The sequence below is a fragment of the Bordetella sp. BOR01 genome (genome assembly GCF_019218885.1).
Classification (GTDB): domain Bacteria; phylum Pseudomonadota; class Gammaproteobacteria; order Burkholderiales; family Burkholderiaceae_B; genus Bordetella_A.
Genome location: NZ_JAHUWT010000004.1, coordinates 666,129 through 692,610 on the forward strand (window position 1 = coordinate 666,129; position 26,482 = coordinate 692,610).

Below are 26,482 nucleotides of genomic sequence, written 5' to 3' on the forward strand. Positions count from 1 at the left end.
CGCCGCTTCAGCTACCATTGGCGGTATTTTCCTCGACCCGAAACTGACGTGAGCCTCATCCCCGTCATTCTGTCTGGTGGTGCCGGCAAGCGGCTCTGGCCGCTTTCGCGCGCGCGTTTTCCCAAGCCGTTCATCGAATTGGACAGTGGCGAAAATCTGCTGCAGCAGGCCCTTGCCCGTGCCCAGGCCCTGCCTGCCGTGCACGAAATCATCACCGTCACCCGGCAAGACCTCTACTCCCAGACAGTGGAGGCCTACGCGGGCACCGCGCGGACTGGCCTTACCCTGGGATACATCCTGGAGCCCGTGGCCCGTAACACGGCTGCCGCGGTAGCGGCCGCGGCGCTCGCTTGCCAGCAACGGCATGGCGATGCCACGCTGCTGTTCCTGACGGCGGACCATGTGATCGACGATAGCGGCGCTTTTCGCCACGCGGTTGCCCAGGCGCAAGTGCTGGCGCAGGGCCCCGATCTCGTGACGTTCGGCATCCAGCCGGATCGCGCCGAAGTCTCTTATGGCTATATCGAGGCCGACGGGCACGAGGTGCTGCGCTTTGTGGAAAAACCGGATCGCGAAACGGCGCAACGCTATGTCGACAGCGGCCATTTCCTATGGAATTCCGGCATGCTGTGCGCCCGGACATCCACTCTGCTGGCTCAGCTGGCCGAGCATGCCCCCGAATTGCTGGAGCAGGTCCGCCTCAGCCTCGCCTCGTCCACGCAAGCCTCCCACCCAGGCACCTACCGCATGAAGATCGGCCGGGACAGCTACGAGGCCATTGCGCCGATCTCCATCGACTATGCCCTGCTGGAAAAAACGAAGCGTATCGCCGTCGTGTCCTGCCAGTTGGGCTGGAGCGACGTAGGCAACTGGAACACGCTGGCGCAGCGGCAAGCGGCGGACGCCGAGGGCAACCGCACGCAAGGCGAAACGCTGCTGCACAGCACGCAAGACTGTTACGTGCGGGCCGACGATCGGCTGGTCGTTGCGGCGGGCGTTCGTGGCTTGACCATCGTAGACACTCCCGACGCCGTGCTGGTCATGGATACCGACAGGCCAGGGCTCGTGGAGCATATCGTGTCAACGGCGCAGGCGCGCGGCCACCGCAGCTGCTTCCAGCACGGCGTGATATATCGGCCCACCGAGGCCGATACACCCCTGGAAACCGACCTCGCGCAGCACGCGGAACACGATGGCGACAATCCTGCCAGCAGCAGCTACGTCTTGTACAAGAAAGCCGTGACCGGTTCCGAGATCGCGCGCGACCTGGACTGGGCAGATGTCGAAGTGTGGAACGCATTGGCCGGGCAGCAGATAGCAGATGCCGAGGGCAATCGCGTACAAGGAGACGTCATTCTGAACCAGGTGCGGGAATGCACCATTCATTCCAGCGACAGGCTCGTGGCGGCAGCAGGCGTGCACCGGCTTGCCATCGTGGACACGCCGGACGCGCTGCTGGTCATGGATGCCCGCCGCGTCGAGCTGATACATCCGGTGCTGGTCCTGTTGCGGGCGCGCGGACACGAAGATCACCCCGCGCACCGCACCGTGTACCGCACCTGGGGCACCTATACAGTGCTCGAGACCGGTTCGAATTTCAAGATCAAGCGCCTGCGTGTCAAGCCGGGCGCCTCGCTATCGCTGCAGATGCATCAACATCGCAGCGAGCATTGGGTGGTGCTGGATGGAACGGCCAAGGTGGTCAATGGCGACCAGGAAATGCTGATCGAGAAGAACCAGTCCACCTATATTCCTGCGGGGTCGCTGCATCGCCTCAGCAATCCCGGAATGCGCGACCTGATCATGATCGAAGTCCAGAGCGGGCCTTACCTGGAAGAAGACGACATCGTCCGGTTCGACCCGCCTGCCGGCCCGGAAGCGCCGCCCCAGGCCTATTCGTAAGGCGCTAGGCGTCGCGAGAATTCGCGGCACGGGCCAGCCAGAGCCCGGCCAGTTCGCTCAAGCGCACATCCTGCCGCGCGCCGGCAACCGCTGCCGGGCCATTGCCCCAGACCAGGTATGGCGTCGTTCCCGCCGGTTCACCCAGCGCTCGATAGACATCCGCCATGATCGGCACGTGGTCACCGAACACGCACAGGCTGGCTGGCCGTGAGTGGCTGCGCAATCCATCCGCCACCATCGTGAACATGGCGTCTGCATTGCGCAGGTGGCGTGCATAGACAACCAGGTCGTCGCAACCTGCAGGTAATTCTGCGCGGGCGACCGCGGCGTAGTCTTCGAGGCCGGCCTTTTCCCAATGCAAGGGACCATGGTTTTCCATGGTGATCAAGTGCAGGTATAGCGGTCGCGGGTCGTCGCGGTCCAGCAATTGCAGCGCTTGGCGCGCCACCTCGGCGTCGCCGATATAGGGCCCGGTCTTGGGGCTGTGCTCGAAGGCGTCCAGGCTGATGAAAGCATCGAATCCCAGCTGCGGCAGGATCGTGTCGCGTCGGTAGAAGCCGGGGTGGTACGGGTGAATGCAGACTGTGCGGTAGCCCTGGTCGCGCAGGTGCCGCGCCAGCGCGGGCACGCCTTGGCGGGCAAGCCGACGATACGGCTGGAACCGGTGTACGCCCAGCGATTCGCCCGCCAACCCGGTCAGGAACTCGAACTCGCTACGCACCGTATTTGCCCCCCAGGCGGGGACCCTCACCTGGCCGTGCGCGCACGCTTCACTGCACAGCCGGTCGAACCCTGCCAGCAGCTCGGGGCGCAAGGCAGGGTAGTGGGGCCGCGGGTCGAAGAAAGATTCGCTCTGGATCGAAATCAGGTCGGGCTTGGGCTGGCCAGCGGCGAACACCGGCCAGGCGGGAACCTGGAATGCCGGTATTTGCCGTTCGGCACGCCCATAGGCCCACAAGCTTGCCACCAAGCCGTACGCGTGCAAATCGGCACTTGCATCGAATTGCATGCGCCCTGGCCGGATGAAGCACAACAAGGCACCCGCGACGGCCAGCCCCACCAGTAAGCTTCCGAAGGCACCGGCGCTGCCCATCTGCGCGGGCAGGCTGGGTTCCAGCATGAAGGCCGCGATGCAGGCCAAGGCAAAACCCAGGGGCGGCAATACGACGGACCATATGCTCAGGAATGGCAGGTACAGCCGGGGATGCCGGATCGCATCCGTGAAGTATTCGAAATCGGCGTAGATGAAGGGCTCGCGCAGCACCTTGAACTTGGCGTTGCTGACCAGCACGATCACCAGTTCGATCGCCAGCGCGTTGAGCGCAGCAAAGACAGGCCGGCGATACAGCAGCAGGGCCAAGGCGAATGCCAGCGTCCACGTGCCCAGATGCACCGCCAGCGCCGCCGGCGGCCGTCGCCAGGGCGCCACGGGCCTGGGCTGCAGCAGCAGCTCAAGGCCCCATGACAGGGCCAGCCCACCCAGGTAGGCAGCCAGCAGCATTCCGGGCCAGGCCTCAGCCACGATATCCCAGCCGCTTCAATATCCACCCCGACAGTGCCGGATGAATCACCGCCAGCAAGAAACACCCCAGATTCAAGGGAAACGGGAAACTGATACGCGCACGATTGCGCGCCAGGCCGCGCCGGATCACCCGCGCCGCCCTGTCCGCTTTCCACAAAAACGGCTTCGGCCCCGGCATGTCGAAGCACATCTGCGATTCGACATACCCCGGCATGATGACGTTGACCTTGATCCCCTCGCCTGCCAGTAAATCGCGCATGGCCTCGCCATATACCTTCACGGCAGCCTTGCTGGCGCTATAACTGGGGGTTTCGGGCAGGCCGCGCCAGGCCGCCAGCGAGCTGACCAGGGCGATCTGCCCTTCCCCCCGGGCTCGCATGGCGGGAATGCAGGCTTGCACAGTAGCCATCACCGCCTTGACGTTGACGTCGAACAAGCGATGCATGTCGTCCCAGCCTTCACCCTGCTGCTGTGGGCCCGTGTTGATATTGACGCCCGCATTGGCGATGACCAGGCCGGGGGCTTCAGCGGCGCCCATGTCAGCCAACCACTGCATCAATGCGTCGTGGTTGCGCACGTCCAGTTCATGCAATACCACGCGCGCTCCGAGTTTGCCGCAAGCCTTTGCCAGCTCGTCCAGGCGGGCACGATTGCGCCCTTGCAGGATCAGGGTCGAGGTGCCGGCACGGGCATATTCCAGCGCCAATGCCCCGCCGATGCCGCCGGTGGCGCCCGTGATCAGTACGCAAGCCGGCACGTCGGCAGAAGTTGAAGAAGGCGTCATGCTGAATCTGGCAATCGGGTTGTGGCCGGTGATTATGGTCGGCATCGGAGTACGGCAAAAACGACACCGGCTTCCCATGACGGGAAGCCGGTCAGGCAGATCGAGAGCAAGCCGACCTTATTCGAGCAGGCTGCGCAGCATCCAGGCGTTCTTTTCGTGAATGTCCATGCGCTGGGTCAGCAGGTCGGCGGTGGGCTGGTCGTTGGCGCTGTCGGCCTTGTCGAAGGCGGCACGAGCCGTCTTGGACACGGCTTCGTTGCCCTTGACCAGCAGGCGCACCATTTCCATGGCGTCGGGCACGCTGCCCGGTTCGGAGATGGACGACAGTTTGGAGAATTCGCGATATGTGCCCGGCGCGTGCACGCCCAGCGCGCGGATGCGCTCGGCGATGTCATCGAGCGCCGCCCACTCTTCGGAGTATTGGGTCATGAACATCTGGTGCAGCGTATTGAAGAGCGGACCCGTAACGTTCCAGTGGAAGTTGTGCGTCATCAGGTACAGCGTATAGGAATCCGCTAGCACCTTGGAAAGTTCGCCCGCGATCGCGGTGCGATCTTTGTCGGAAATACCGATATTGATGCGGACGCCAGCAGCGCTGGCAGCTTTGGACGACTTGGCCATGTAGTGCTCCTTTATATAAGGACAAGGACGAGACAAGAATACCACTGGAATGAAACAAATAGCGGGGTGGCGGCCTTCATGTGGCCACCGCCTCTTTATCCAGCATCTTCACCCCAGGCAGCCCACATTCGTACACCGCCTGGGCCAGCGCCTCGATGGCGGCCAGGCGCGGGAAACTGCGGCGCCAGGCCAGTACCACGCGGCGTTCGGGCGGCATGCCCTCGAAGGGCAGGTAGCGCAGCAGATCGTTGGACTGGCGCTCCTCGGGAATGGCCGTGACGGGCAGCACCGTGACGCCGATGCCGGCCGCCACCATGTGGCGGATGGTCTCGAGCGACGAGCCCTCGAAGGTGCGCTGGATGCCATCGCTGGCCGCCGAAAAGCGCGACAACTCGGGGCACACTTCCAGCACCTGGTCGCGAAAGCAATGGCCGGTACCCAGCAACAGCATGGTCTGCTGTTTCAGGTCTTCGGAACTGACGGCCGGGCGGGTAGCCCATCCGTGATCGCGCGGCACGGCCACCATGAAGGGTTCGTCGTACAGGGGCTGGGTGACCAGGCCGGCTTCGGGCAACGGCAGGGCCATGATGGCACAGTCGATTTCGCCTTGGCGCAGCAGTTCCACCAGTCGCAGGGTGAAGTTCTCTTGCAGCAGCAGCGGCATTTGAGGCGTGCGCGCGATCTGCATCGGCACCAATCGCGGCAATAGATACGGGCCGATGGTATGGATCACGCCGACGCGCAGCGGGCCAGCCAACGGGTCATGCCCCTGGCGGGCGATTTCCTTGATGCTGGCGCTTTCTTCGAGCACCTTCTGCGCCTGCGTGACGATGCGCTGGCCGATTGTAGTAACGCCGACTTCGGCGCCGCCGCGTTCGAACAAGGTGACACCCAATTCGTCTTCCAGCTTGCGGATAGCCACCGAGAGCGTGGGCTGGCTGACGAAACATGCTTCGGCGGCGCGGCCGAAATGCCGTTCGCGCGCGACCGCGACGATGTATTTGAGTTCGGTCAGAGTCATGGCAATACGTACCTTGCGTGGGACGGCGTTTGACGGCGGGATGTGGATATGGGTTTCATGTACGCAGGAAATCTTCGCGACCGCGCATCCAGCGCGCCAGATGCGCCTGGACTGCGGCGGGATGCTCGGCACGCAGCCAGGCGGCGGCATCGCGTGCCTGCTCGGCAATGCCTACGTCGGACTCCAGGTCGGCAAAGCGCAACAGCGCCATGCCCGACTGGCGGGTGCCCAGGAATTCGCCGGGGCCGCGCTGTTCCAGGTCGCGGCGCGCGATCTCGAAACCGTCCGATGTCTCGAACATGGCGCGCAGCCGTTGGCGCGCCACCTGCGACAGGGGCGACTGATACAGCAATACACAGACCGATTCGGCGGTGCCCCGCCCTACTCGCCCGCGCAGCTGGTGCAACTGGGCCAGGCCGAAGCGCTCGGCATGCTCGATGACCATCAGCGACGCGTTGGGCACGTCCACGCCGACCTCGATGACCGTCGTGGCAACCAGCAAATCGATGTCGCCATCGCGAAACGCCTGCATCACGGCGGCCTTGTCGGCTTGCGGCAGGCGGCCGTGCACCAGTCCCAGCCGCAGGTCGGGAAGCTCGGTGCGCATGGCTTCGTAGGTATCGACGGCGGTCTGCAATTGCAGCGCCTCGCTTTCTTCGACCAGCGGACAGACCCAATAGGCCTGGCGGCCTTCGCGTACCGCGTGCGCAATATGGGCGATGACCTCGTCGCGGCGGCTGTCGGATACCAGTTTGGTGACTACCGGCGTGCGTCCCGGCGGCAGTTCGTCGATGACCGAGACATCCAGGTCGGCGAAGAAAGTCATGGCCAGGGTGCGCGGAATGGGCGTGGCGCTCATGTTCAACTGATGCGGCACGACCTGGCCGCGCGGCGCTTCGCCTTTACGCGTCAGCGCCAGGCGCTGGCCCACGCCAAAGCGATGCTGCTCGTCGACAATGGACAGGCCAAGCCGGTGAAACTCGACGTGGTCCTGGATCAGGGCCTGGGTGCCCACCACCAGTTGCACACTGCCGTCCGCCGCGCTGGCGGCCGCCTGGCGGCGCGCCTTGGCGGCCTGGCTGCCGCTTAGCCAGGCGACGTTGACGCCCAGCGGCTGCAGCCACGACACCAGCTTGCGGAAATGCTGTTCCGCCAGGATCTCGGTAGGGGCCATCAGCGCCACCTGGGCGCCGCAGGCGATGGCCTGGGCGGCCGCGATGGCGGCGACCACGGTCTTGCCGCTGCCCACGTCGCCCTGCAAGAGCCGGTGCATGGGATACGGCTTGCCCAGGTCGGCGCAGATTTCTTGGACGACACGTTGCTGCGCGCCGGTCAGTTGGAATGGCAACGCCGCGTACAGGCGCGCCACCAGCCCGCCCGGGCCGTTCTGCGTCGGCAGCGGCTCGGCCTTGATGATGCGCCGCGCCGCTCGCGCGGCCGCGAGCGATAGTTGTTGTGCCAGCAGTTCATCGAACTTGATGCGGCGCCAGGCGGGATGGCCGCGTTCGACCAGGTCTTGTTCGGACACTCCTGGCGGAGGCGCGTGCAACAAGCGGATGGCGGGCTCGAACGCCATCAGCTCGTAGCGCTGCAACGCCGCCGGCGGCAACGTGTCGCCCAGGTCGGCTTGTTGCAGGGCCTGGGCGATGGCCTTGCGCAGCGAAGGCTGCGACAGGCCGTCGGTGCTGGGATAAACCGGCGTCAAGGCATCGGGCAGCGCAGTCTCGGCGCTGCCCATGCGCGGATGCACGATCTCGCGGCCGAACAGGCCGCCGCGCACTTCGCCCCGCGCGCGCAAGCGGCGGCCGATGGCCAGTTGCTTTTGTTGGCTGGGATAGAAATTCAGCCATCGCAACTGCAATTCGCCGCTGCCGTCGGCCATGACCGCAGTAAGCTGGCGGCGCGGCCGATACAGGACTTCGCTGCGCAGGATCTCGCCCTCGACCTGGGCTACCGCGCCCGGGCGCAGCGACCCGATGGATACGACACGGGTTTCGTCTTCGTAGCGCAGCGGCAAATGCAGGATACAGTCGTCGGCCGTAAGCAGGCCCAGGCTATGCAGCTTGCGCTGCACATCCGTCAGGGAACGCCCGGCACCGGAAGCGGCGCCAGGCGTTTTGCGTGCTGCGGCGGTGGCCGGCATGACGCTATGGGCCCGGTGCAGACAACGGCCGCGGCGCTACAGGACCAGGATGGCCTCGACTTCGAATTGCGCGCCCTTGGGCAGGCTGGCCACGCCCACCGTGGACCGTGCCGGGAAAGGCTGCGGGATCAGCTCGGCCATGATGGCGTTGGCCGCCGTGAACTTGTTCAGGTCGGTCAGGAACAGCGTCAGTTTGACGATATCGTGCAGGGTACCGCCCGCCTCTTCGACGACGGCTTGCATATTGGTGAAGGCCTGGCGCACCTGGGCGTCGAAGTTTTCGGATACCAGGTCGCCGGTGCCAGGTTCCAGGCCGATCTGGCCGGACAGATACACCGTCTTGCTGCCAGTGGCGGCCACTGCTTGCGAGTAAGGGCCAACCGCGGCCGGCGCCTCGTCGGTATGGATGATTTGCTTGCTCATGAGCCGTATCCTCGGAAAATCAGTCGGAACCAGACTGGACTATTGAAGTGTAAACAGCAATAGGCATTTGCGAAAGCCAGGAATTCCGCCCAGACGCAGAAAACAGCCCGTCCCTTGCTTGCCGGCAATCCGCCCTACTCTTCCCCGATCCGTCCCCGATGTTCAAGCAACAAGTCATACAAAGTCTGGGCAGCGGTAGACAAGCCGCGGCCTCGTCGCCGCACCAGATAAAGCGGCCGGGTCAAGGGCTTGCCGGCCAGGGGCTTGATGACGAGTTCATCGCGCCGGAAATGAAACAGCGTCATCGCCGGCACGACGCTGACACCAAGGCCGGCCGCAACCAGGCCGGTGACGGTGGCCAAGTGCTCGACCTCGAGCAAGGGCTGCGCCGGCGCGGCCCCCATGGCGTCGTCCAGGTGGCGCCGCACGCTACTGCCGCGGGCAAGCTGGATCAAGGGCCAACGGCCCAGGTCGCGTAGTCGGACCTGGGCACGCGCAGCCAATGGATGGTCTTTGCGGCACACCAGGAAGAAACGGTCGGCATGCAGGAATTCGCTGTCCAGGTCCGACATATCGGCGCGCTGGGCGGCCACGGCAAAATCGGCGGCGCCTGCCTGCACCATATCCAGGCAAGGATCAAGCAAGGCATCGCGCAATTGCAGGGTGATGCCGGGATAGTCGCGATGGAACTGCGCCAGCAGGCCGGGCAGCCAGCCGGCGGCCAGCGAGGGCAACGCGGCCACCGTGACACGGCCGCGCCGGCGCGCCGCATGGTCGCGCAGGTCTTCGACCACCAGTTCGAAGTCGCCCAGCAGTCGCCGCGCCGACACGTCGAGCACACGGCCCTCGGCTGTGAGTTCCACGTTGCGGGTGTTGCGGTCGAACAGCCGCACGCCGGCGGCGTCTTCCAATGCGCGGATCAAGGCACTGAATGCCGGCTGGGTCAGGTGACAGCGCTGGGCTGCGCGCGTGAAGTGCTTTTCGTCGGCCAGGGCCACGAAAGCACGCAGTTGGCGGGCGGATAAATTCATAGAAACCTTGGATTAATCAATCTTATATTTCTATTTCACTTATGAAGCAAGCCTGCCTATAGTGGCCGCATTACAAGCGGCGCCGGGCAGCGCCCGGTTCATGGATCCACGATGGCTGCTTCTCCTTTTCTGATCGGCTGCGCAACGGGCTTTTCGGGCGACCGCACAGACGGCGCGCATGCGGTGGTGCAATCGCTGGCCGCCCGCGGCGGCGGTACGCTGACCTTCGAAACCCTGGCCGAACGGACCCTGGCCCTGGCGCAACTGGCACGCAATGCCGACCCCGACGGCGGCTACGAGCCCTTGCTGGAAGAACTGCTGGCCCCGGTGCTGGGCGATTGCCTGCGCCACGGCATCCGCATCGTGGGCAACTTCGGCGCCGCCAATCCGCCGGCGGCGGCGCGCTGCATCGCCAACCTGGCACGCAGCCAGGGCTTGCCCGCACCGCGCATCGCGGTGGTGCACGGCGATGCGCTGACTACGCCCGAACAGCGCGCCTTGCTGCGCGAGCGGCTGGGGCCGAGCCTGGACGAGATGGACGTGGTCAGTGCCAACGTCTACCTGGGCGCAAGCGAGATCGCCGATGCGCTGCGTGCCGATGCCCAGATCGTCGTGGCCGGCCGCGTGGCGGACCCGTCCTTGACGGTAGGGCCGGCCCTGGCGCACTACGGCTGGGCCCCGGACGACTGGACGCGGCTGGGACGCGCCACCATGGCGGGCCATATGCTGGAATGCGGCACCCAGGTAACCGGCGGCTATTTTTGCGTGCCTGGCCTGAAAGAGGTGCCCGATGTGCATGTGGCGGGCTATCCCATCGCCGAAATCGATGCCGACGGCGGCTTTGTGATCGGCAAGGCCGACCACACCGGCGGCGCGGTCGATGCGCGCACGGTGAAAGAGCAGTTGCTGTATGAAGTGCATGACCCGTCGCGCTACCTGACGCCGGACGTGGTGGCCGACCTGAGCCAGGCATCGGTGCAGGTACTGGGATCCGATCGCGTGGCCGTGCACGGTATCGCTGGCCATCCCAGGCCGGACGAACTGAAAGTCAACGTCTGCTATCGCGGTGGCTGGCTGGCCGAAGCGGAAATCTCTTATGCCGGCGTGCAGGCAGAGGCCCGTGCCCGCCTGGCCGCCGATATCGTCCAGCGCCGCCTGGGTTCCAGCTTGCGCGTGCGCACGGACCTGATCGGCGTACTCAGCATCCTGGGCGACGACAGCGGCGCCATGCTGGGCGCACGCCCCGCGGGCGCGGGCCGCGACGTAAGGCTGCGGCTGGCCGCCGAACATCCCGAGGCACGCGTGGCCGAACGGCTGCTGCGCGAGGTGACGGCGCTTTACACCTGCGGGCCGGCCGGTGGCGGTGGCGTGCGCACGGCCCTGCGGTCGCGCCTGAACATGGTGTCATGCACCATCCCGCGCGATGCCGTGCTCAGCGGCTGGACCATGATGGAACCGACAGCATGAAATCCAGGCACGCCGAACTGAGTGTGCCCCTGTACCGCCTGGCGCACAGCCGCTCGGGCGACAAGGGCGATATTTCCAACCTGAGCCTGATTGCCTGGGACCCGGACTGCTATGCGGTGCTGGCGGCCCAGGTCACCGAAGCGCGTGTCGCCGAATGGTTTGCCTACCGGCGCCCCACCCGCGTCACGCGATATCTGATCCCCAGCCTGCACGCCATGAACTTCGTACTGGAAGGCGTGCTGGATGGCGGCGTGAACGACGCCTTGAACCTGGACACCCATGGCAAGAGCCTGTCGTTCCATTTGCTGGACCTGCAGGTCGATGTCGCGCCTGAACTGGCGCGACGCCTGCCGGACATCCCGGGCGACCGGCCCTCCAGCGTGCCGCAAGCGCCTCGGTAAACCGGCTTTTTCTGCGTTTCTACAACAACACCAGGAGACTCCCATGCGCATTGCCCCCCCGATACGGCTGCTTGCCACCGTGTTCGCGATCCTGCCGCTGGCAGCGGCCGCGCAAGATTTCCCCAGCAAACCCATTACCTTCATCGTGCCGTTCGCAGCCGGCAGCGCCACCGACCAACTGGGCAGGGCCATCGGCCAGGGCGTGGCCGAGCACTCTGGCCAGTCGGTAGTCATTGAGAACAAGCCGGGGGCGAGCGCCATGATCGGCGCCCAAACCGCGGCGCGCGCGGCCGCCGACGGATATACGGTGCTGATCACTACCAACACCACCCAGGCCGCCAACGAGCACCTGTACAAGACCCTGCCCTACGACCCGGTGAAGGATTTCGCGCCCATCACCCTGCTGGGCAAGGGCGGCCAGATCATGGTGGTAAACCCGTCGTCGCAAGCCAAGAGCGTGACCGAATTCCTGGCGCTGGCCAAGAAATCGCCTGGCAAGCTCAGCTTCGGCAGCGGCAGTTCCAGCAGTCGCATTGCCGGCGAGCTGCTGCAACAGATGACCGGCGTGCAGTTGCTGCATGTGCCGTACAAGAGCAACCCGCTGGCGGTCACCGACCTGCTGGGCGGGCAGATCGACATGATGATCACCGACTCGGCCACGGGCCTGCCGCAAGTCACGGCGGGCAAGCTGCGCGCCCTGGGCTTTACGGGCAACGAGCGTTCGCCGCTGGCCCCCGACCTGCCAACGATTGCCGAGGCAGGCGTGCCCGGCTACGAAATGGGTTATTGGTTCGGCGCCTATGTGCCGGCCGGTACGCCGGATGCGGTGGTGGCGAAGCTGAACGAACTGCTGATCAAGGCCACGCAGGGCACAGCGGCCAAGCATTTCTACCAATCGACCGGCACGGCGCCCGCCACCTCCACCCCGCAAGAGTTGGCAGCGTTCCAGCAGGGCGAATCCCGGAAATGGGGGGAAATCATCGAGAAAGCCGGCATCAAGCCCGAGTAGCACACAATGCCGCGGCGCGACAGGCGCGCCGTGCCTTTCCTGCGGCCCGGTGGATACGCAAACGCGTCCACCGGGCCGTTGCGCTTGGTCAAGCGCCGCATGCAGGCGCTGGCGTAGCCTGACGCCCGGCATGCGGCGCAGGCACTGTCCCAGACGCGTCCAGGCCAGCTGCCGTGCTACCCGGCAGAAAGGAGAAGCTAATTGGCAAACACACAACACACGAGCCTGAAAGGTGGCTTGAAATCCCGGCATCTGACCATGATGTCCATTGCCGGAGTCATCGGCGCCGCACTGTTCGTGGGGTCGGGCAAGCAGATTGCGCTGGCCGGGCCCGCGGTGATCCTGGCATACATAGGCGGCGGCCTGCTCGTCATTCTGGTGATGCGCATGCTGGGCGAAATGGCCGTTGCCCAGCCCGATACGGGCTCATTCTCCACCTATGCCGATCGCGCCATCGGGCGCTGGGCCGGCTTCACCATCGGCTGGCTGTACTGGTACTTCTGGGCGCTGCTCATGGGCTGGGAGGCCTACGTGGCGGGGCAGATCCTGCACAGCTGGTTCCCGTTCGTGCCCGATTGGGGCTATGCCCTGATCGTCACTGTCTCGTTGATCGCCGTAAATTTCATGAACGTGCGCAACTATGGCGAATTCGAGTTCTGGTTCGCCCTGGTCAAGGTCGGCGCCATCGTCGTCTTCCTGGTCGTCGGCAGCCTGGCAATCATGCACCTTTGGCCATGGGGCCAGGCGCGCGGCGCGTCGCAATTGACTGCCCAGGGGTTCATGCCCAACGGCATCAAGTCAGTGGTGGTCGCGCTGCTGGGCGTGATGTTCGCTTTCATTGGCGCGGAAATCGTCACGGTTGCGGCGGCTGAATCGGCCAATCCCGCCAAGGAAATCATCAAGACGATCAAGTCGGTGGTCTGGCGTATTTGCCTGTTCTACGTCGGTTCGATCTTCATCGTGGTGTGCCTGGTGCCGTACAACGACCCCATGCTGGTGCAACCCACGCACGGCAGCTACAACGCCGCCCTGAGCATGCTGGGTATTCCTTATGCCCAGGCCATCGTCAATTTCGTGGTACTGACGTCGGTATGCAGCTGCTTCAATTCGGCGCTTTATACGGCTTCGCGCATGTTGTATTCGCTGTCGCGGCGCGGCGATGCGCATCGCATCATGCAAACCACCGGCCGCCGCACGGGCGCTCCCTACGTAGGCGTGCTGGTATCCAGCGTGTTCGCATTCGCCGCCATCTGGATGATGGCCACCTCGACGATGGATCTCTACGACGTGCTCATGCAGGCCACCGGCACGATCGCCCTGTTCGTCTACCTGGCAATCGCATGCTCGCAACTGCGCATGCGCTACCGGCTGCAAGCCGAAGGCGTGGAACTGAAGTTCAAGATGTGGCTTTTCCCGTGGCTGACCTATGCCGTCATCGTGTGCATCATTGCGGCATTGGCAACGATGATCGTGGAAGGCACGTACCGTACCGAAGTGACTTATACGTCGGCCCTGGCGGGTGTGATCGTGGCCATGGGTATCGCAGCACAGCGCTTGGGCATAGGCCAGCGCGCCCACCATGAAAGCACGATGGCGCCGCAAGCGGGCGCCACCTTGGAAAGATCACAGGCCTGAGCGCCTGCGGATGGGCCGCCCCGGGGGGCGGCTCAAGCTCACTTTTCGACGAATGCGCGTTCAACCACGTAGTCGCCCGGGTCGCCTACGCCCGGCGAAACCTGGAAGCCGCGCGAATCAAGCATGCCGCTGATGTCGGCCAACATGTGCGGGCTACCGCAAAGCATGGCGCGATCGGTTTCGGGGTTTATTTGCGGCAGGCCGATGTCTTGGCACAGCTTGCCGTTTTCGATCAGCTGGGTGATACGGCCCTGGTTGCGGAACGGCTCGCGCGTCACCGTGGGATAGTAGACGAGCTTGTTGCGAACCACGTCGCCGAAGAACTCGTTGTCGGGCAGTTCTTTTTCGATGAAGTCGGCATAGGCCAATTCGCTGGCCCAGCGCACCCCGTGCACCAGCACGACTTTCTCGAAGCGCTCGTACACATCGGGGTCTTTGATGATGCTCATGAAGGGAGCCAGCCCGGTGCCGGTACCGAACAGGAACAGGTGCTTGCCCGGCTTGAGGTCGTCAACCACCAGGGTGCCCACCGGCTTGCGGCTGACCAGGATGGTGTCGCCCTCTTTCAGATGCTGCAGGCGCGAGGTAAGCGGGCCGTTCTGCACCTTGATGCTGAGGAATTCGAGGTTTTCTTCGTAGTTGGCGCTGGCAATGCTGTAGGCGCGCATCAGCGGCTTGCCTTCGACTTCCAGGCCGATCATGACGAAATGGCCGTTGTGGAACCGCAAGGCCGCGTCACGCGTGGTGGTGAAGGAAAAAAGCGTATCGTTCCAATGGCGCACGCTAAGTACGCGCTCGGTATTGAAAGCTGCCATGTCGTCGAAAAAGGTACAACGCACGAGTGCGCCGGGTGGGATTCCGCACCGTGCAAAAGACGGGCGCGGGGCTCAGGGTTTTCCCTATTTTACCGCGAGTGCTTGATAACTCGTCTCATTAATCCGTAATTCCCTTATAACTTTTTGATTGGAATCACTAGGCGGGACTGGAGACTGACATCAAGTTGAACGGGGCACAGCTTCCTGGTATTGTCGCACCTACTTGATAATCATTTTCGTTAACGGACGCGTCTGCAGCGCAGCCGCAGTGGATTTGTGTCCGTTATACAACGCACCGGAGCCCCCATGTCGATCCGCCTTCCCTCTCTGACGCCCCTGCTGGGCGCACTGGCCCTGGCCGGCACTTTTTTGTCTGCCCCTGCCCTGGCCGCCGATGAGGTCAGCCTGTACACCACCCGCGAACCCAAGCTGATCCAGCCCATGCTGGACGCGTTCACCAAGGAAAGCGGCATCAAGGTCAACACGGTGTTCGTCAAAGACGGCCTGCTCGAGCGCGTCAAGGCCGAAGGCGCGCAGTCCCCCGCCGACGTGCTGATGACGGTGGATATCGGCAACCTGATCGACCTGGTCGACGGCGGCATTACCCAGGCCATCCAGTCCGACACCCTGAATTCGGTGATTCCCGCCAATCTGCGTGGCGCCGATGGCAAGTGGTACACCCTGTCGCTGCGCGACCGCGTGCTGTATGTGGCCAACGATGTGGAACTCGACAGCTTCCACTATGAAGACCTGGCCGATTCCAAATGGAAGGATAAGGTTTGCATCCGTTCGGGCCAGCATCCCTACAACACCGGACTGGTAGCGGCCATGATCGCCCATGACGGTGCCGAGGCCACCGAACAATGGCTGCGCGGCGTCAAGGGCAACCTGGCGCGCAAGGCGGCCGGCGGCGATCGCGACGTGGCTCGGGACATCCTGGGCGGCATCTGCGATATCGGCATCGCCAATGCCTATTACGTGGGCCACATGAAGAACGCCGAGCCCGGCACCGACGCCCGCAAGTGGGGCGATGCCATCAAAGTCGTGCGTCCCACCTTCAAGAACGGCGGCGACGGCACGCACGTGAACATCAGCGGCGCCGCGGTGGCCGCGCATGCGCCCAATAAAGACAACGCCATCAAGCTGCTGGAATTCCTGGTTTCCGAACCGGCACAGGCCCTGTACGCTCGCGCCAACTACGAATATCCGATCCGCTCGGGCGTGGAACTGGACCCCGTGGTGGCCAGCTTCGGCGAACTGAAGGTCGATTCCTTGCCAGTGGCCGAAATCGCCAAGCATCGCAAGCAAGCCAGCGAACTGGTCGATAAGGTAGGCTTCGATAACTGAACTTGATGCCGCTCTTGTCGGGGCGGCTGTCGTAACCGGGTGCCAGGCGCCGCAAGGCGGGCCTGGCACATCGGCTTTTTGTGCCACCACGCTGCCTCAAGCCCAAAGGCCCCACGGGGCACAGCAAGCTGAAGGCGCGGCGTTGGGGGCTGTTTCTTTTTAAGTATGCAAACTGAAACCCTGCCCCGCCCGTGGCGGCTGCGTGGCCCCGAACGGGGCGCGGGCTGGCTGGCGGGCGCCATGCTGATCGCCCTGGCCGTCTTGCTGCCCCTGGCGGCGCTGGCCTGGCAAGCGATGCACGCCGACCTGTCGCACTGGTCCCACCTGGCGCAATACGTTTTGCCGCAGGCCTTCGCCAACACCGCCATATTGCTGGCCGGAGTGGGCGTGCTGGTGACATTGCTGGGCACCGGTGCCGCCTGGCTGGTGACTGCCTACGAGTTTCCCAGCCGCAAGGTGCTGACCTGGGCTTTGCTGTTGCCGCTGGCAGTACCGACCTACATCATTGCCTTTGCCTACCTGGACCTGCTGCACCCCATCGGGCCTATCCAGACCGCTATTCGCGCGCTGTTGGGCTACGACAGCCCGCGCCAGTTCCGCTTGCCCGACTTGCGTTCCATCTATGGCGCAATTTTCGTGCTGGGCTTCGTGCTGTACCCCTATGTCTACCTGAGTACCCGGGTGATGTTCATGACCCAGGCCGCCAGCCTGCTGGAAGCGGCGCGTACCCTGGGGGCCGGCCGAGTGGGCGTGTTCTTGCGCGTGGCCCTGCCGCTGGCCCGCCCTGCCATTGCGGTGGGCGCCAGCCTGGCCTTGCTGGAAACGCTGAACGACATCGGCGCCTCGGAATTCCTGGGCGTGCAGACCTTGACCGTATCCGTCTACACCACCTGGGTCACGCGTTCCGACCTGGCCAGCGCGGCGCAGATCGCGCTGAGCATGCTGGCCATCGTGGTTGGACTGATTCTGCTCGAGCGGCATGGCCGCAAGCGCCAGCGCTACGCCAATACGCAACGCATGCGCCCCATGCAGCCGCGGCGGCTGCGCGGCGCGGCTGCATGGCTGGCCGTGGCGCTGGGCTGGATCCCCGTGCTGCTGGGCTTCGTCGCGCCGGCCTGGTACTTGATCGTCGAAACCGCCAAGCGCCTGCATCTGGTGGGTGGTGTGTCGGGCCAGTTGCTCAATGGCTTGTCCAATACCCTGATCGTGGCCTTCACCGCAACCCTTGTCACGCTGGGCTGCGGCCTGGTGGTGGCCTGGGCGGGCCGTACGCTGCGCGAAAGCGCACGATTCAATCCGGGGCGCGCCTGCGCCCGCATCGCCAGCCTGGGCTATGCGGTTCCTGGCACCGTGCTGGCCATCGGCCTGCTGGTGCCCTTTACCTGGATAGATCGGCAACTGGGTTCGGTCTTCGGGTTTCAAGGCCTGCTGCTGATGGGCTCGATGGGCGCGCTGGTGTGCGCCTACACCATGCGCTTCCTGGCGGTATCGGTGGGCGGCATCGAGGCCGGCCTGGCGCGTATTCCGCCGTCATTGGAACAAGCCTCGCGGCTGCTGGGCGAAAGCGCCAGCGGCACGCTGCGTCGCGTGCACCTGCCTTTGCTGCATCCGGCGCTGGCCGCCGGCGCCTTGCTGGTATTCGTCGACGCCATGAAAGAACTGCCCGCCACCTTGCTGCTGCGGCCGCTGAACTTCGAAACGCTGGCCACCTGGCTGTATGCCGAAGCTGCGCGCGGCACTTATGAAGAAGGCGCCGTAGCGGCCCTGGCCATTGTGTTGGCCGGCTTGTTGCCGGTGATCCTGCTGGCACGAACCAATCTGAAGATGGGACATTGACATCGTGCCCGACCTGCTTGAACTAGATCGCATCCACCTGGCCTACGACACGCCGCAAGGCCTGCGCCCGGTGGTACAAGACCTGTCGCTGGCGCTGCCGGCGGGCCACATCGGCTGCCTGCTGGGCGAGTCCGGCTGCGGCAAGACCACCATCCTGCGCGCCATCGCCGGCTTCGAGCCGCTGCGCGCCGGACAGATATCGTTGGACGGCACCGTGATTTCGTCGCCCACCGTCCAGGTGGCGCCCGAACTGCGCCGCGTGGGCATGATGTTCCAGGACTACGCCCTGTTTCCGCACCTGACCGCAGCACAGAACGTGGCCTTTGGCTTGCGCAAGCTGGGCAAGGCCGAGCGTGCGGCGCGCGTGCGAGAGATGCTGGATATGGTGGGCCTGGCGGCCTCGGCCGACAACTACCCGCATGAAATATCCGGCGGCCAGCAGCAGCGCGTGGCCCTGGCCCGCGCGCTGGCGCCGTCGCCCGATCTGCTGCTGCTGGACGAGCCGTTTTCCAACCTGGACGTGGATACCCGCGAACGGCTGGCCTTCGAGGTGCGCGACATCCTCAAGTCGACCGGGCATACGGCTATCCTGGTGACGCACAACCAGGCCGAAGCCTTTGCCATCGCCGACCGCATCGGCGTGATGAGCGATGGCCAGATCGTGCAGTGGGACACCCCCTACAATCTGCACCACCACCCCGCCGATGGCTTCGTGCGCGATTTCGTCCGGCGCGAGACACTGGTGGCGCAACGCCAGCAGGCCTACGCGCGCGGCATGTAATCAGGCCCGGGGAGGCGGCAGCGGAATGTATTCCGTCTCGTCGCCGGGCACCACCTGGTTGAAGCGGTCTCGCTGCCAGTCCTGCTTGGCTTGTTCGATACGCTCTTTGCTGCTGGAGACGAAGTTCCACCAGACAAAGCGCGGGCCGTCCAGGGGTTCGCCGCCCAGTATGGCAAAACGGGCTGCCTCGAGCGCGCGCACCGTGACCGGCTGGCCGGCGGTGAACACCAGCAATTGGCCCGGCTGATAGGTCTGGCCGTCGATCTGCACGGCACCACTGCTAAGGTAGGCGGCACGCTCTTCATGTTCGGCCGGCACGACCAGCGTGGCCCCCTCTTGCAGGATGATGTCGCCAAAGAATAGCGGCGACAGGGTCTGCACGGCCGAAGCCTGGCCGAATAGCGAACCGGCCACCACTTGAGCGCGCACGCCCTCGCCTTCGATGACCGGTTGTGCATCCAACCCATAATGCACGAAGCCCGGATCGGTTTCTTCATGGCGGCTGGGCAGGCCCACCCATAACTGCAGCCCCGACAGGCGATGGCCAGTATCGCGCTGCTGGGCGGGGGTACGTTCAGAATGCACGATGCCGCGCCCCGCCGTCATCCAGTTGAGTTCGCCCGGGCGGATTTCCTGGGTATTGCCCGCGCTGTCACGATGCATCATGGCGCCTTCGTACAGGTACGTGACTGTCGACAGGCCGATATGGGGATGCGGACGCACGTCGACACCGCTGCCCGGCTCGAACATGGCCGGCCCCATGTTGTCCAGGAAGACAAATGGCCCGACGGTGCGCCGCTGGGCCGAGGGCAAGGCCCGGCGGACCTGCAGCCCGCCGCCCAGGTCGCTGCTGCGGGGAACAATCAGTGTTTCGATGGCGGACATGGGGTTCTCCTTTCTGGGGCACATGGACCCGGTTCGATATGGGGTAGTGGTGAGTTGGATGGTGCCAGGCACACAAGGTGCCCGACACCGTTACGGCAGATCGAAAACCAGCACGTCGGCCTGTTCGCCGCCGCTGATACGGATGGCGTTCTCATCGGTCAGGGCCACCGCATCGCCGGCCGACAAGGCCTGGCCATTGACGCTGACCCGGCCACGCGCCACATGCACCCAGGCGCGGCGCCCCGCCGCCAACGGCAGCTCGGCATGCTCGGCACCGTCAAACAAGCCCACGTACAGCCGCGCGTCCTGGTGAATGCGCATCGACCCGTCGGCGCCGTCAGGCGACACGACCTGGCGCAGGCGCCCGCGCTTTTCCGCTTCGGGCACACGCTGCTCTTCGTACTCGGGCACGATGCCCGTCACGTCGGGTTCGATCCAGATCTGCAGCAAGTGCGTTGGCTGATCGTCCAGCGGGTTGAATTCCGAGTGCATGACGCCACGTCCCGCGCTCATGCGCTGCACATCGCCCGGGCGGATGGTCGAGCCGCTGCCCATGTTGTCCTTGTGGGCCACGGCGCCGTCGAGTACGTAGGTGATGATCTCCATGTCGCGATGGCCGTGCGTGCCGAAGCCGCGGCTGGGCGCGATGCGGTCGTCGTTGATCACGCGCAGCGGGCCGAAACCCATATGCGCCGGGTCGTAGTAGTTGGCAAAAGAGAAGGTGTGATAGCTATCGAGCCAGCCGTGGTTGGCATGGCCACGTTCGTTGCTACGGCGCAGGGTCAGCATGGTGAACTCCTTTCAATTTAATGAACTAGCAGTGACAGCGCATGGGGCGTTGTTTACCGCTGATGAAAGGCATTGTGCGCCTGGGCCTGGGGCTTGAGACTGAATCGGTTTGATGAGATCATTCAAATTATTTGAATGATTATGCATCATGCAAGCCATTACGCCGGAACTACTGTACATGGTCGATGCCATTGCCCGCCATGGCAGCTTCGCCAAGGCCGCGCGCGAACTGGGCAAGGTGCCCTCGGCCGTGACCTATGCCGTGCGCAAGCTGGAAGATGCGCTGGACGTCCTGTTGTTCGACCGCAGCGGGCATCGGGCCCGCCTGACCCCGGCGGGTGAAACGCTCTTGCAGGACGGTCGCCAGGTGTTGCAGTCGCTGGACGCCCTGGCCGGGCGGGTCAAGCGCGTGGCCACGGGCTGGGAATTGGAGTTGCGCGTGGCGGTCAATGCCATACTGCCCTGGCCGCCCTTGTACGACTTGATAGAGGAATTTCGCGAGCTGGCCTCGGTGACGACGCTGCGGTTTTCCACCGAAGTACTCAGTGGCAACTGGGATGCGCTGACGGCCGGGCGCGCCGACCTGCTGATCGGGGCCGACGCGTCTGGCGCTCCGCCGGGCGCCTATCGGTCGCAGCCCATGGGCGAAGTGCAGTTTGCTTTCTGCGTCGCCCCGCACCACCCCTTGGCGATGCTGGACCGGCCCTTGGGGGCGAACGATATCGCGGCCTACTGCGCGATTGCGGTGGCCGATACCTCGCGCCACTTGCCGCCGCTGACACGCGGCCTGCTGAACAAGCAACCCCTGATCGTGATGCCCACCATGCAAGCCAAGATCGACGCGCAGATCCGCGGCCTGGGCTGCGGCTATTTGCCGCTGACCCTGGCCGCACCGTACATCACACGGGGCGAGTTGGTGCAATGCGCCACTGACAACGGCGTACCCATGACCGAGCAACTGGTCTACGCATGGCGCGCCGAGACAGCGGGCGAGGCATTGAAGTGGTGGCTGCAGAAGATGCGCTCGCCGCGCCTGTGCGCAAGCCTGCTGGGCCTGTAGCCGGCGCGGCGGAATCGATCAGCGCGAGTCGGTCGAGTACGCCATCATGTCGATCAGCGCCTGGTCGCGCTCGGCCAGGGGCTGGACAATGAACTCGGCCATGCGCCCAGCCTGCCAGGTGGGCTTCAAGTAATGTTCGATGATGTGATAGTACGGGCGGATGAAGTAGTCATCGAACAAGATGATGCAGCCCGGCTTGGCCATCAAGATCGACATCAGGAACGCCGCGACCCGGAAACGCCCATCGATCAGGATCAGTTCGGGCTCTTCGCCAGCCCGGCGCAGCTTGCGCCAGGGCTCGCCGCAATAGCGAGGCCACAGAGCAGCGTGCGAATCGTCTTTGGGGCGGCCCCAGGCGCCGGTGGGCCCGATATCGACGTACACCGGCACATAGCGCCTGCGCGGCACGTTTTCGTTTTCCAGGCGCTGCCGCACAGCCTGCAAAAATTGCTTGTCGGTATCGACAGAGTAAATCCGCCTGACATTGGCCTTGGCCGCCATCAGCGAACTGCCGCCCGAGCCATATTCCAGATAGGTGCGAACACCCGACAGGCGCTCGCGCAGCAACGCGATGCCCGCCTCTTCCATGTAAGGCGCGTCTGGGATGGCATCGGCGGACCACCCCTTTGGGGTGGGGACGGGGCTGGCTTCGGGCCTGGATTTCGGTTTGGGCTTGGGCTTGGGCTTGGGCTCGGGTTTAGCCTTGGGCTTGGGCTTGGCCTGGGGCACTGCCTGGCGGTCGGGCACGGCGCTGTCCTGCAATTGAACGAGAGATCATTGCACCATACCAGCGTAACGCCCGCTATTGCAGGATGTCACCCTATTCTTCGATACCCAGCTCGCGCAACTTGCGCGTGATGGTGTTGCGCCCGATACCCAGGCGCGATGCGGCTTCGACGCGACGGCCGCGGCTGGCGTCCAGCGCGCTTTGCAGCAATATGCGCTCGAACTGGCGCGTCAGCGTCGCCATGACAGCGGGTTCGCCGCGCTCGAGACGCTGCTTGGCCTCACGCAGCAATGCCGCCTGCCAATCCGCTACGGCGCCGTCGGTGCGCCCAGGCAATGCCGGCGCCGTTGTCGCGGCTGCCCCGCCAGCCGAGGGGAAACCGCCATGCACGGCCATGACACCATTTGCGGCGGCTTGCGGCTGAAGATCCATGGCCCGGATCTCGGGCGGCAAATCGGCGCGCTCGATCGTCTGGCCCGGCGCCATGACCGTCAGCCAATGACAGAAGTTTTCCAGCTGCCGTACGTTGCCCGGAAAATCGAAGCGCGTCAGCACCGCCACCGCGTCGGGCGTCAGACGCTTGACCGGTACTCCCAGTGATCGAGCGCTGCCAGCCAGAAAATGGTTTGCCAGGCCCGGGATATCTTCAACCCGTTCGCGCAACGGCGGCAAGCGCAGGCGTATCACATTCAGGCGATGGAACAGATCTTCGCGGAACAGGCCTTGTTCGACGCGCTGCTCCAGCGGCTGGTGGGTCGCCGCCACGATGCGCACATCCACGCGCACAGGCTGGGCGCCGCCGACCCGATAGAAACTGCCTTCGGCCAGCACCCGCAGCAAACGGGTCTGCAGTTCGATCGGCATGTCGCCGATTTCGTCCAGGAACAGCGTACCGTCGTGAGCTTCTTCGAAGCGGCCGCGGCGCAGGGTATTGGCGCCGGTGAACGCGCCGCGCTCGTGGCCGAAGAGCTCCGCTTCCAGCAGATCGCGCGGGATGGCGGCAGCGTTCAGCGCCACGAACGGGCCACCCGCACGCGCGCCATGGCCATGCAAGGCCCGCGCCACCAGTTCTTTGCCGGTGCCCGATTCGCCCGTGATCAGCACGGTAACCTTGGACTGAGCCAGGCGGCCAATGGCGCGGAAGACTTCCTGCATGGCAGTGGAAGACGACTGCGTCATCATCCAGCGCTCGTTGTTCTGGCCCGCCTCGCCGCCCTCGCCTTCGCCGGCCCGCTCGTCTTGCGGCGCCGATTCGTGCACGGCGCGCTCGATCAGCGCGACGGCCTCGTTCACATCGAAAGGCTTGGCCAGGTAATCGAAGGCCCCACCCTGGAAGGCCGATACCGTGCTGTCCAGATCGGCAAAAGCAGTCATGACGATCACCGGCAGGCGCGGATGGCGTTCCTTGATCTGGCGCAGCAGGTCCAGGCCGCTGCCGCCGGGCATGCGGATATCGGACACCAGCGCGGCCGGCGTGGCGGTGTCCAGTGCGGCCAGCACGTCGGCGGCCTGCGAAAAGCTGCGGGTAGGTATGCCGGCACGCGCCAGGGCTTTTTCCAGCACCCAGCGTATGGCCTGGTCATCATCGACGATCCAAACGAGTTTGGTCACAGCGGCTGCTCCATCGGTAAGACCAGACGGAATTCAGTGTGCCTGGGTCGGGATTCGAATTCGATAATGCCTCCGTGCTGCTGCACGAAATCCTGGGCCAGGCTCAGGCCCAGTCCGGTGCCACCGGGCCGGGCGGTGACCAGGGGGTGGAAAATGCGGTCGCGGATGGAATCCGGCACGCCAGGTCCGTTGTCGATGATGGACAGCACCAGGGCCAGCCGGTGCTGGCGGTGCGCCAGCATGACCTGGCGGGCGACACGGGTGCGCAGCATGATCTGCGCCGCCGGCACATCGGCCCCCGGCTGTTGCAGCGACAATTCTTGCGCGGCATTGCGCGCCACGTTCAGCACGGCCTGCATCAGCCTTGCGGCATCGCCCTGCAGGTCGGGCACCGAGGCATCGTAGTCGCGCACCAGCATGACCTTGTCGCGGAATTCGGCCTGGATCAGCGCGCAGACACGTTCGCAGACCTCGTGGATATTGACCGGCCGCGTGGCCAACGGCACACGTTGCGGGCCGCTGAGGCGATCGACCAGCACCTGCAGGCGATCGGCCTCGGAAATGATTACCTGGGTGTATTCGGCCAGCATTGCATTGGGCAGTTCGGCCTCGAGCAACTGCGCGGCGCCGCGCAGGCCGCCCAGGGGATTCTTGACTTCATGCGCCAGGTTGCGCAGCAATTCGCGATGCGCCTCGATCTCTTCCACCAGCCGGTGGTTGCGATCGGCCAGCACGCGCTGTTCGATCTCGCGCGCCTCGATCAGTACCGGCCAGGGTTGGCCGGCCAGCGACACCGTGGTGGCGGTAACCTCGACCGACTCGCCGGCACGGCGCACCGAAGACAACTGCCGCACATCGGCAAACTGGCCGGCTACGGCGCGGTCGATGGACGACTGCAGAGCCTCGGGGTGGCCGAACAACGTTGCGGCCGACAGCCCGCGCAACTGCTTGCGGGACCGCCCAAACAGGTCTTCGGCCGCAGCATTGGCATGTTCGATATGCCCACGCTCATTGAGCAGGACGACGGCCGTGGCCAGTAGGTCAAACGCATCGACATTCATCATTTGCAGCACCGGGGCAGGACGGGCCGGCGAGCCGCCCCGCCCGCCCCGACTAAGCCAGAAACATCACAGGCTGTAGTACATGTCGAATTCGACGGGGTGCGTGGTCATGCGCAGACGCTGGACTTCGCCTTCCTTCAGGGCCAGGTAGGCGTCGATCATGTCGTTGCTGAACACGCCGCCGCGCGTCAGGAACTCGCGGTCCTGGTCGAGCGCTTCGAGCGCCTGGTCCAGCGACGCGCACACCGTCGGGATCTTCGCGTCTTCTTCCGGCGGCAGGTCGTACAGGTTCTTGTCGGCCGGATCGCCCGGATGGATCTTGTTCTGCACGCCGTCCAGGCCGGCCATCATCAGGGCCGAGAACGCCAGGTACGGGTTGGCAAGGGGATCCGGGAAGCGCGTCTCGACGCGGCGGGCCTTGGGGTTGCCCACGTACGGGATGCGGATCGAGGCCGACCGGTTGCGGGCCGAGTAAGCCAGCTTGACCGGGGCTTCGTAGTGCGGCACCAGGCGCTTGTACGAGTTGGTGCCGGGGTTGGTGATGGCGTTCAGCGCACGGGCGTGCTTGATGATGCCGCCGATATAAAACATGGCGAATTCGGACAGGCCGGCGTAACCGTTGCCGGCGAACAGGTTCTGGCCGTCTTTCCAGATGGACTGGTGCACGTGCATGCCGGAACCGTTGTCGCCGACGATGGGCTTGGGCATGAAGGTGGCGGTCTTGCCGTAGGCGTGCGCCACGTTGTGCACGACGTACTTCAGGATCTGGGTCCAGTCGGCGCGCTTGACCAGCGTGCTGAACTTGGTGCCGATCTCAAGTTGGCCGGGGCCGGCGACTTCGTGGTGGTGCACTTCGACGGGCACGCCCATTTGTTCCAGCAGCAAGCACATTTCCGAGCGCATGTCCTGGAACGAGTCGACGGGCGGCACGGGGAAATAACCACCCTTGACCGCCGGACGATGGCCCATGTTGCCGCCTTCGAATTCCAGGGCCGACGACCACGGGGCTTCTTCGGACTTGATCTTCACGAAGGTGCCCGACATGTCGGTGTTCCAGGTCACGCCATCGAACACGAAGAATTCGGGTTCCGGACCGAAGTAGGCGGTATCGCCCAGGCCCGAGGACTTCAGGTAGGCTTCGGCGCGCTTGGCCAGCGAGCGCGGGTCGCGGTCGTAACCCTTCAGGTCGGACGGTTCGACCACGTCGCAGCTCAGGACCAGGGTGGGCTCTTCGCGGAACGGATCCAGGTTGGCGGTATCCAGGTCGGGGATGAGCAACATGTCGGAAGCTTCGATACCCTTCCAGCCCGGAATGGACGAGCCGTCGAACGCCTGGCCGCTTTCCAGCTTGTCTTCGTCGACAACCGTGGTGGGAACGGATACGTGATGTTCGCGGCCCACCGTGTCGGTGAAGCGGAAGTCCAGGAACTTGACTTCGTTATCGGCGATCAGTTTCAGGATGTCTTTCGGGCTTGCCATGTCATCTCCATGTGATAAAAGCGCCGGGGGCTGAGCCTTGATCCGGCTGGCATGAACAGAAGAAAGCAATATGCGTGCCAAGACCCATCACGGGGCATCCCCGGGCCATGCAATCCAAGGAGGGGCATGAAA

General features: G+C 64.6%; 23 protein-coding genes. 9 read left to right on the forward strand and 14 right to left on the reverse strand.

Annotated elements, in window-relative coordinates; translation table 11 throughout:
* Positions 1–48: 48 nt before the first annotated feature.
* The gene (locus tag KW845_RS24750; RefSeq protein ID WP_218372006.1) at positions 49–1,902 is read left to right on the forward strand and encodes a sugar phosphate nucleotidyltransferase; all 1,854 of its coding nucleotides are present in this window, start codon (positions 49–51) and stop codon (positions 1,900–1,902) included.
* A 4-nt stretch (positions 1,903–1,906) separates the two neighbouring features.
* Here KW845_RS24750 and KW845_RS24755 read toward each other — a convergent pair whose 3' ends face one another.
* The 7 genes from KW845_RS24755 to KW845_RS24785 form a co-directional block, all read right to left on the reverse strand.
* Positions 1,907–3,424, reverse strand: coding sequence for an LTA synthase family protein (locus KW845_RS24755; protein ID WP_370628287.1), 1,518 nt, complete (start codon positions 3,422–3,424; stop codon positions 1,907–1,909).
* Positions 3,417–4,208 (reverse strand): SDR family oxidoreductase, encoded by a 792-nt coding sequence (locus KW845_RS24760; RefSeq protein WP_218372007.1) that lies wholly within the window; start codon positions 4,206–4,208, stop codon positions 3,417–3,419. Before KW845_RS24760 ends, KW845_RS24755 begins: the two co-directional genes overlap by 8 nt.
* A 117-nt stretch (positions 4,209–4,325) precedes the next feature.
* Entirely contained in the window at positions 4,326–4,829 is a 504-nt protein-coding gene (locus KW845_RS24765) for a Dps family protein (protein WP_218372008.1), read from the reverse strand.
* Between the two features lie 76 nt (positions 4,830–4,905).
* Entirely contained in the window at positions 4,906–5,850 is a 945-nt protein-coding gene (locus tag KW845_RS24770; RefSeq protein WP_218372009.1) for a LysR substrate-binding domain-containing protein, read from the reverse strand.
* Positions 5,851–5,905: 55 nt separating this feature from the next.
* Entirely contained in the window at positions 5,906–7,993 is a 2,088-nt protein-coding gene (recG, locus tag KW845_RS24775; RefSeq protein WP_218372010.1) for an ATP-dependent DNA helicase RecG, read from the reverse strand.
* Positions 7,994–8,029: 36 nt separating this feature from the next.
* Positions 8,030–8,416, reverse strand: a complete 387-nt coding sequence (locus tag KW845_RS24780) for a Rid family detoxifying hydrolase (RefSeq protein ID WP_218372011.1) — start codon at positions 8,414–8,416, stop codon at positions 8,030–8,032.
* Positions 8,417–8,550: 134 nt separating this feature from the next.
* Positions 8,551–9,447 carry a LysR family transcriptional regulator gene (locus tag KW845_RS24785; RefSeq protein WP_218372012.1) on the reverse strand — a complete coding sequence of 299 codons (897 nt, stop codon included), beginning with the start codon at positions 9,445–9,447 and terminating at the stop codon, positions 8,551–8,553.
* A gap of 111 nt (positions 9,448–9,558) precedes the next feature.
* On the opposite strand from KW845_RS24785, the gene KW845_RS24790 reads away from it, so the two are divergent.
* From KW845_RS24790 to KW845_RS24805, 4 genes are all read left to right on the forward strand, one after another.
* Positions 9,559–10,914: an acyclic terpene utilization AtuA family protein gene (locus KW845_RS24790; protein WP_218372013.1), complete on the forward strand. Its 1,356-nt coding sequence runs from the start codon at positions 9,559–9,561 to the stop codon at positions 10,912–10,914.
* Entirely contained in the window at positions 10,911–11,315 is a 405-nt protein-coding gene (locus KW845_RS24795; protein ID WP_218372014.1) for a hypothetical protein, read from the forward strand. The genes KW845_RS24790 and KW845_RS24795 overlap by 4 nt, the downstream gene beginning before the upstream one ends.
* 43 nt (positions 11,316–11,358) lie before the next feature.
* Positions 11,359–12,324 carry a tripartite tricarboxylate transporter substrate binding protein gene (locus tag KW845_RS24800; protein WP_218372015.1) on the forward strand — a complete coding sequence of 322 codons (966 nt, stop codon included), beginning with the start codon at positions 11,359–11,361 and terminating at the stop codon, positions 12,322–12,324.
* A 258-nt stretch (positions 12,325–12,582) separates the two neighbouring features.
* Complete coding sequence (locus tag KW845_RS24805) at positions 12,583–13,959, forward strand: amino acid permease (RefSeq protein ID WP_370628293.1); 1,377 nt, start codon at positions 12,583–12,585, stop codon at positions 13,957–13,959.
* A 38-nt stretch (positions 13,960–13,997) separates the two neighbouring features.
* Here KW845_RS24805 and KW845_RS24810 read toward each other — a convergent pair whose 3' ends face one another.
* Positions 13,998–14,774 carry a ferredoxin--NADP reductase gene (locus KW845_RS24810; RefSeq protein ID WP_218372175.1) on the reverse strand — a complete coding sequence of 259 codons (777 nt, stop codon included), beginning with the start codon at positions 14,772–14,774 and terminating at the stop codon, positions 13,998–14,000.
* 306 nt (positions 14,775–15,080) lie between these two features.
* Between KW845_RS24810 and KW845_RS24815 the strand changes: the two genes are divergently transcribed.
* From KW845_RS24815 to KW845_RS24825, 3 genes are all read left to right on the forward strand, one after another.
* Complete coding sequence (locus tag KW845_RS24815; RefSeq protein ID WP_218372017.1) at positions 15,081–16,121, forward strand: Fe(3+) ABC transporter substrate-binding protein; 1,041 nt, start codon at positions 15,081–15,083, stop codon at positions 16,119–16,121.
* Between the two features lie 165 nt (positions 16,122–16,286).
* Entirely contained in the window at positions 16,287–17,957 is a 1,671-nt protein-coding gene (locus KW845_RS24820) for an iron ABC transporter permease (protein WP_218372018.1), read from the forward strand.
* Positions 17,958–17,961: 4 nt separating this feature from the next.
* Entirely contained in the window at positions 17,962–18,738 is a 777-nt protein-coding gene (locus tag KW845_RS24825) for an ABC transporter ATP-binding protein (protein WP_218372019.1), read from the forward strand.
* Here the strand turns inward: KW845_RS24825 and KW845_RS24830 are convergent, their stop codons facing one another.
* Together KW845_RS24830 and KW845_RS24835 are read right to left on the reverse strand one after the other, a co-directional pair.
* On the reverse strand, positions 18,739–19,623 hold the full coding sequence (locus KW845_RS24830) for a pirin family protein (protein WP_255592909.1): 885 nt from the start codon (positions 19,621–19,623) through the stop codon (positions 18,739–18,741).
* A gap of 90 nt (positions 19,624–19,713) precedes the next feature.
* Complete coding sequence (locus tag KW845_RS24835; RefSeq protein ID WP_218372021.1) at positions 19,714–20,412, reverse strand: pirin family protein; 699 nt, start codon at positions 20,410–20,412, stop codon at positions 19,714–19,716.
* A gap of 148 nt (positions 20,413–20,560) precedes the next feature.
* Here KW845_RS24835 and KW845_RS24840 point away from each other — a divergent pair, with 148 nt between their 5' ends.
* A complete protein-coding gene (locus KW845_RS24840) occupies positions 20,561–21,472 on the forward strand; it encodes a LysR family transcriptional regulator (protein ID WP_218372022.1) in 912 nt (303 codons plus the stop codon).
* Positions 21,473–21,490: 18 nt separating this feature from the next.
* Here the strand turns inward: KW845_RS24840 and KW845_RS24845 are convergent, their stop codons facing one another.
* The 4 genes from KW845_RS24845 to glnA form a co-directional block, all read right to left on the reverse strand.
* Positions 21,491–22,219 (reverse strand): class I SAM-dependent methyltransferase, encoded by a 729-nt coding sequence (locus KW845_RS24845; protein ID WP_218372023.1) that lies wholly within the window; start codon positions 22,217–22,219, stop codon positions 21,491–21,493.
* A gap of 73 nt (positions 22,220–22,292) precedes the next feature.
* Entirely contained in the window at positions 22,293–23,810 is a 1,518-nt protein-coding gene (gene ntrC, locus KW845_RS24850; protein ID WP_218372024.1) for a nitrogen regulation protein NR(I), read from the reverse strand.
* Entirely contained in the window at positions 23,807–24,871 is a 1,065-nt protein-coding gene (glnL, locus tag KW845_RS24855) for a nitrogen regulation protein NR(II) (RefSeq protein WP_218372176.1), read from the reverse strand. Before glnL ends, ntrC begins: the two co-directional genes overlap by 4 nt.
* 66 nt (positions 24,872–24,937) lie before the next feature.
* A complete protein-coding gene (gene glnA / locus KW845_RS24860) occupies positions 24,938–26,350 on the reverse strand; it encodes a type I glutamate--ammonia ligase (RefSeq protein WP_218372025.1) in 1,413 nt (470 codons plus the stop codon).
* Positions 26,351–26,482: the final 132 nt, after the last annotated feature.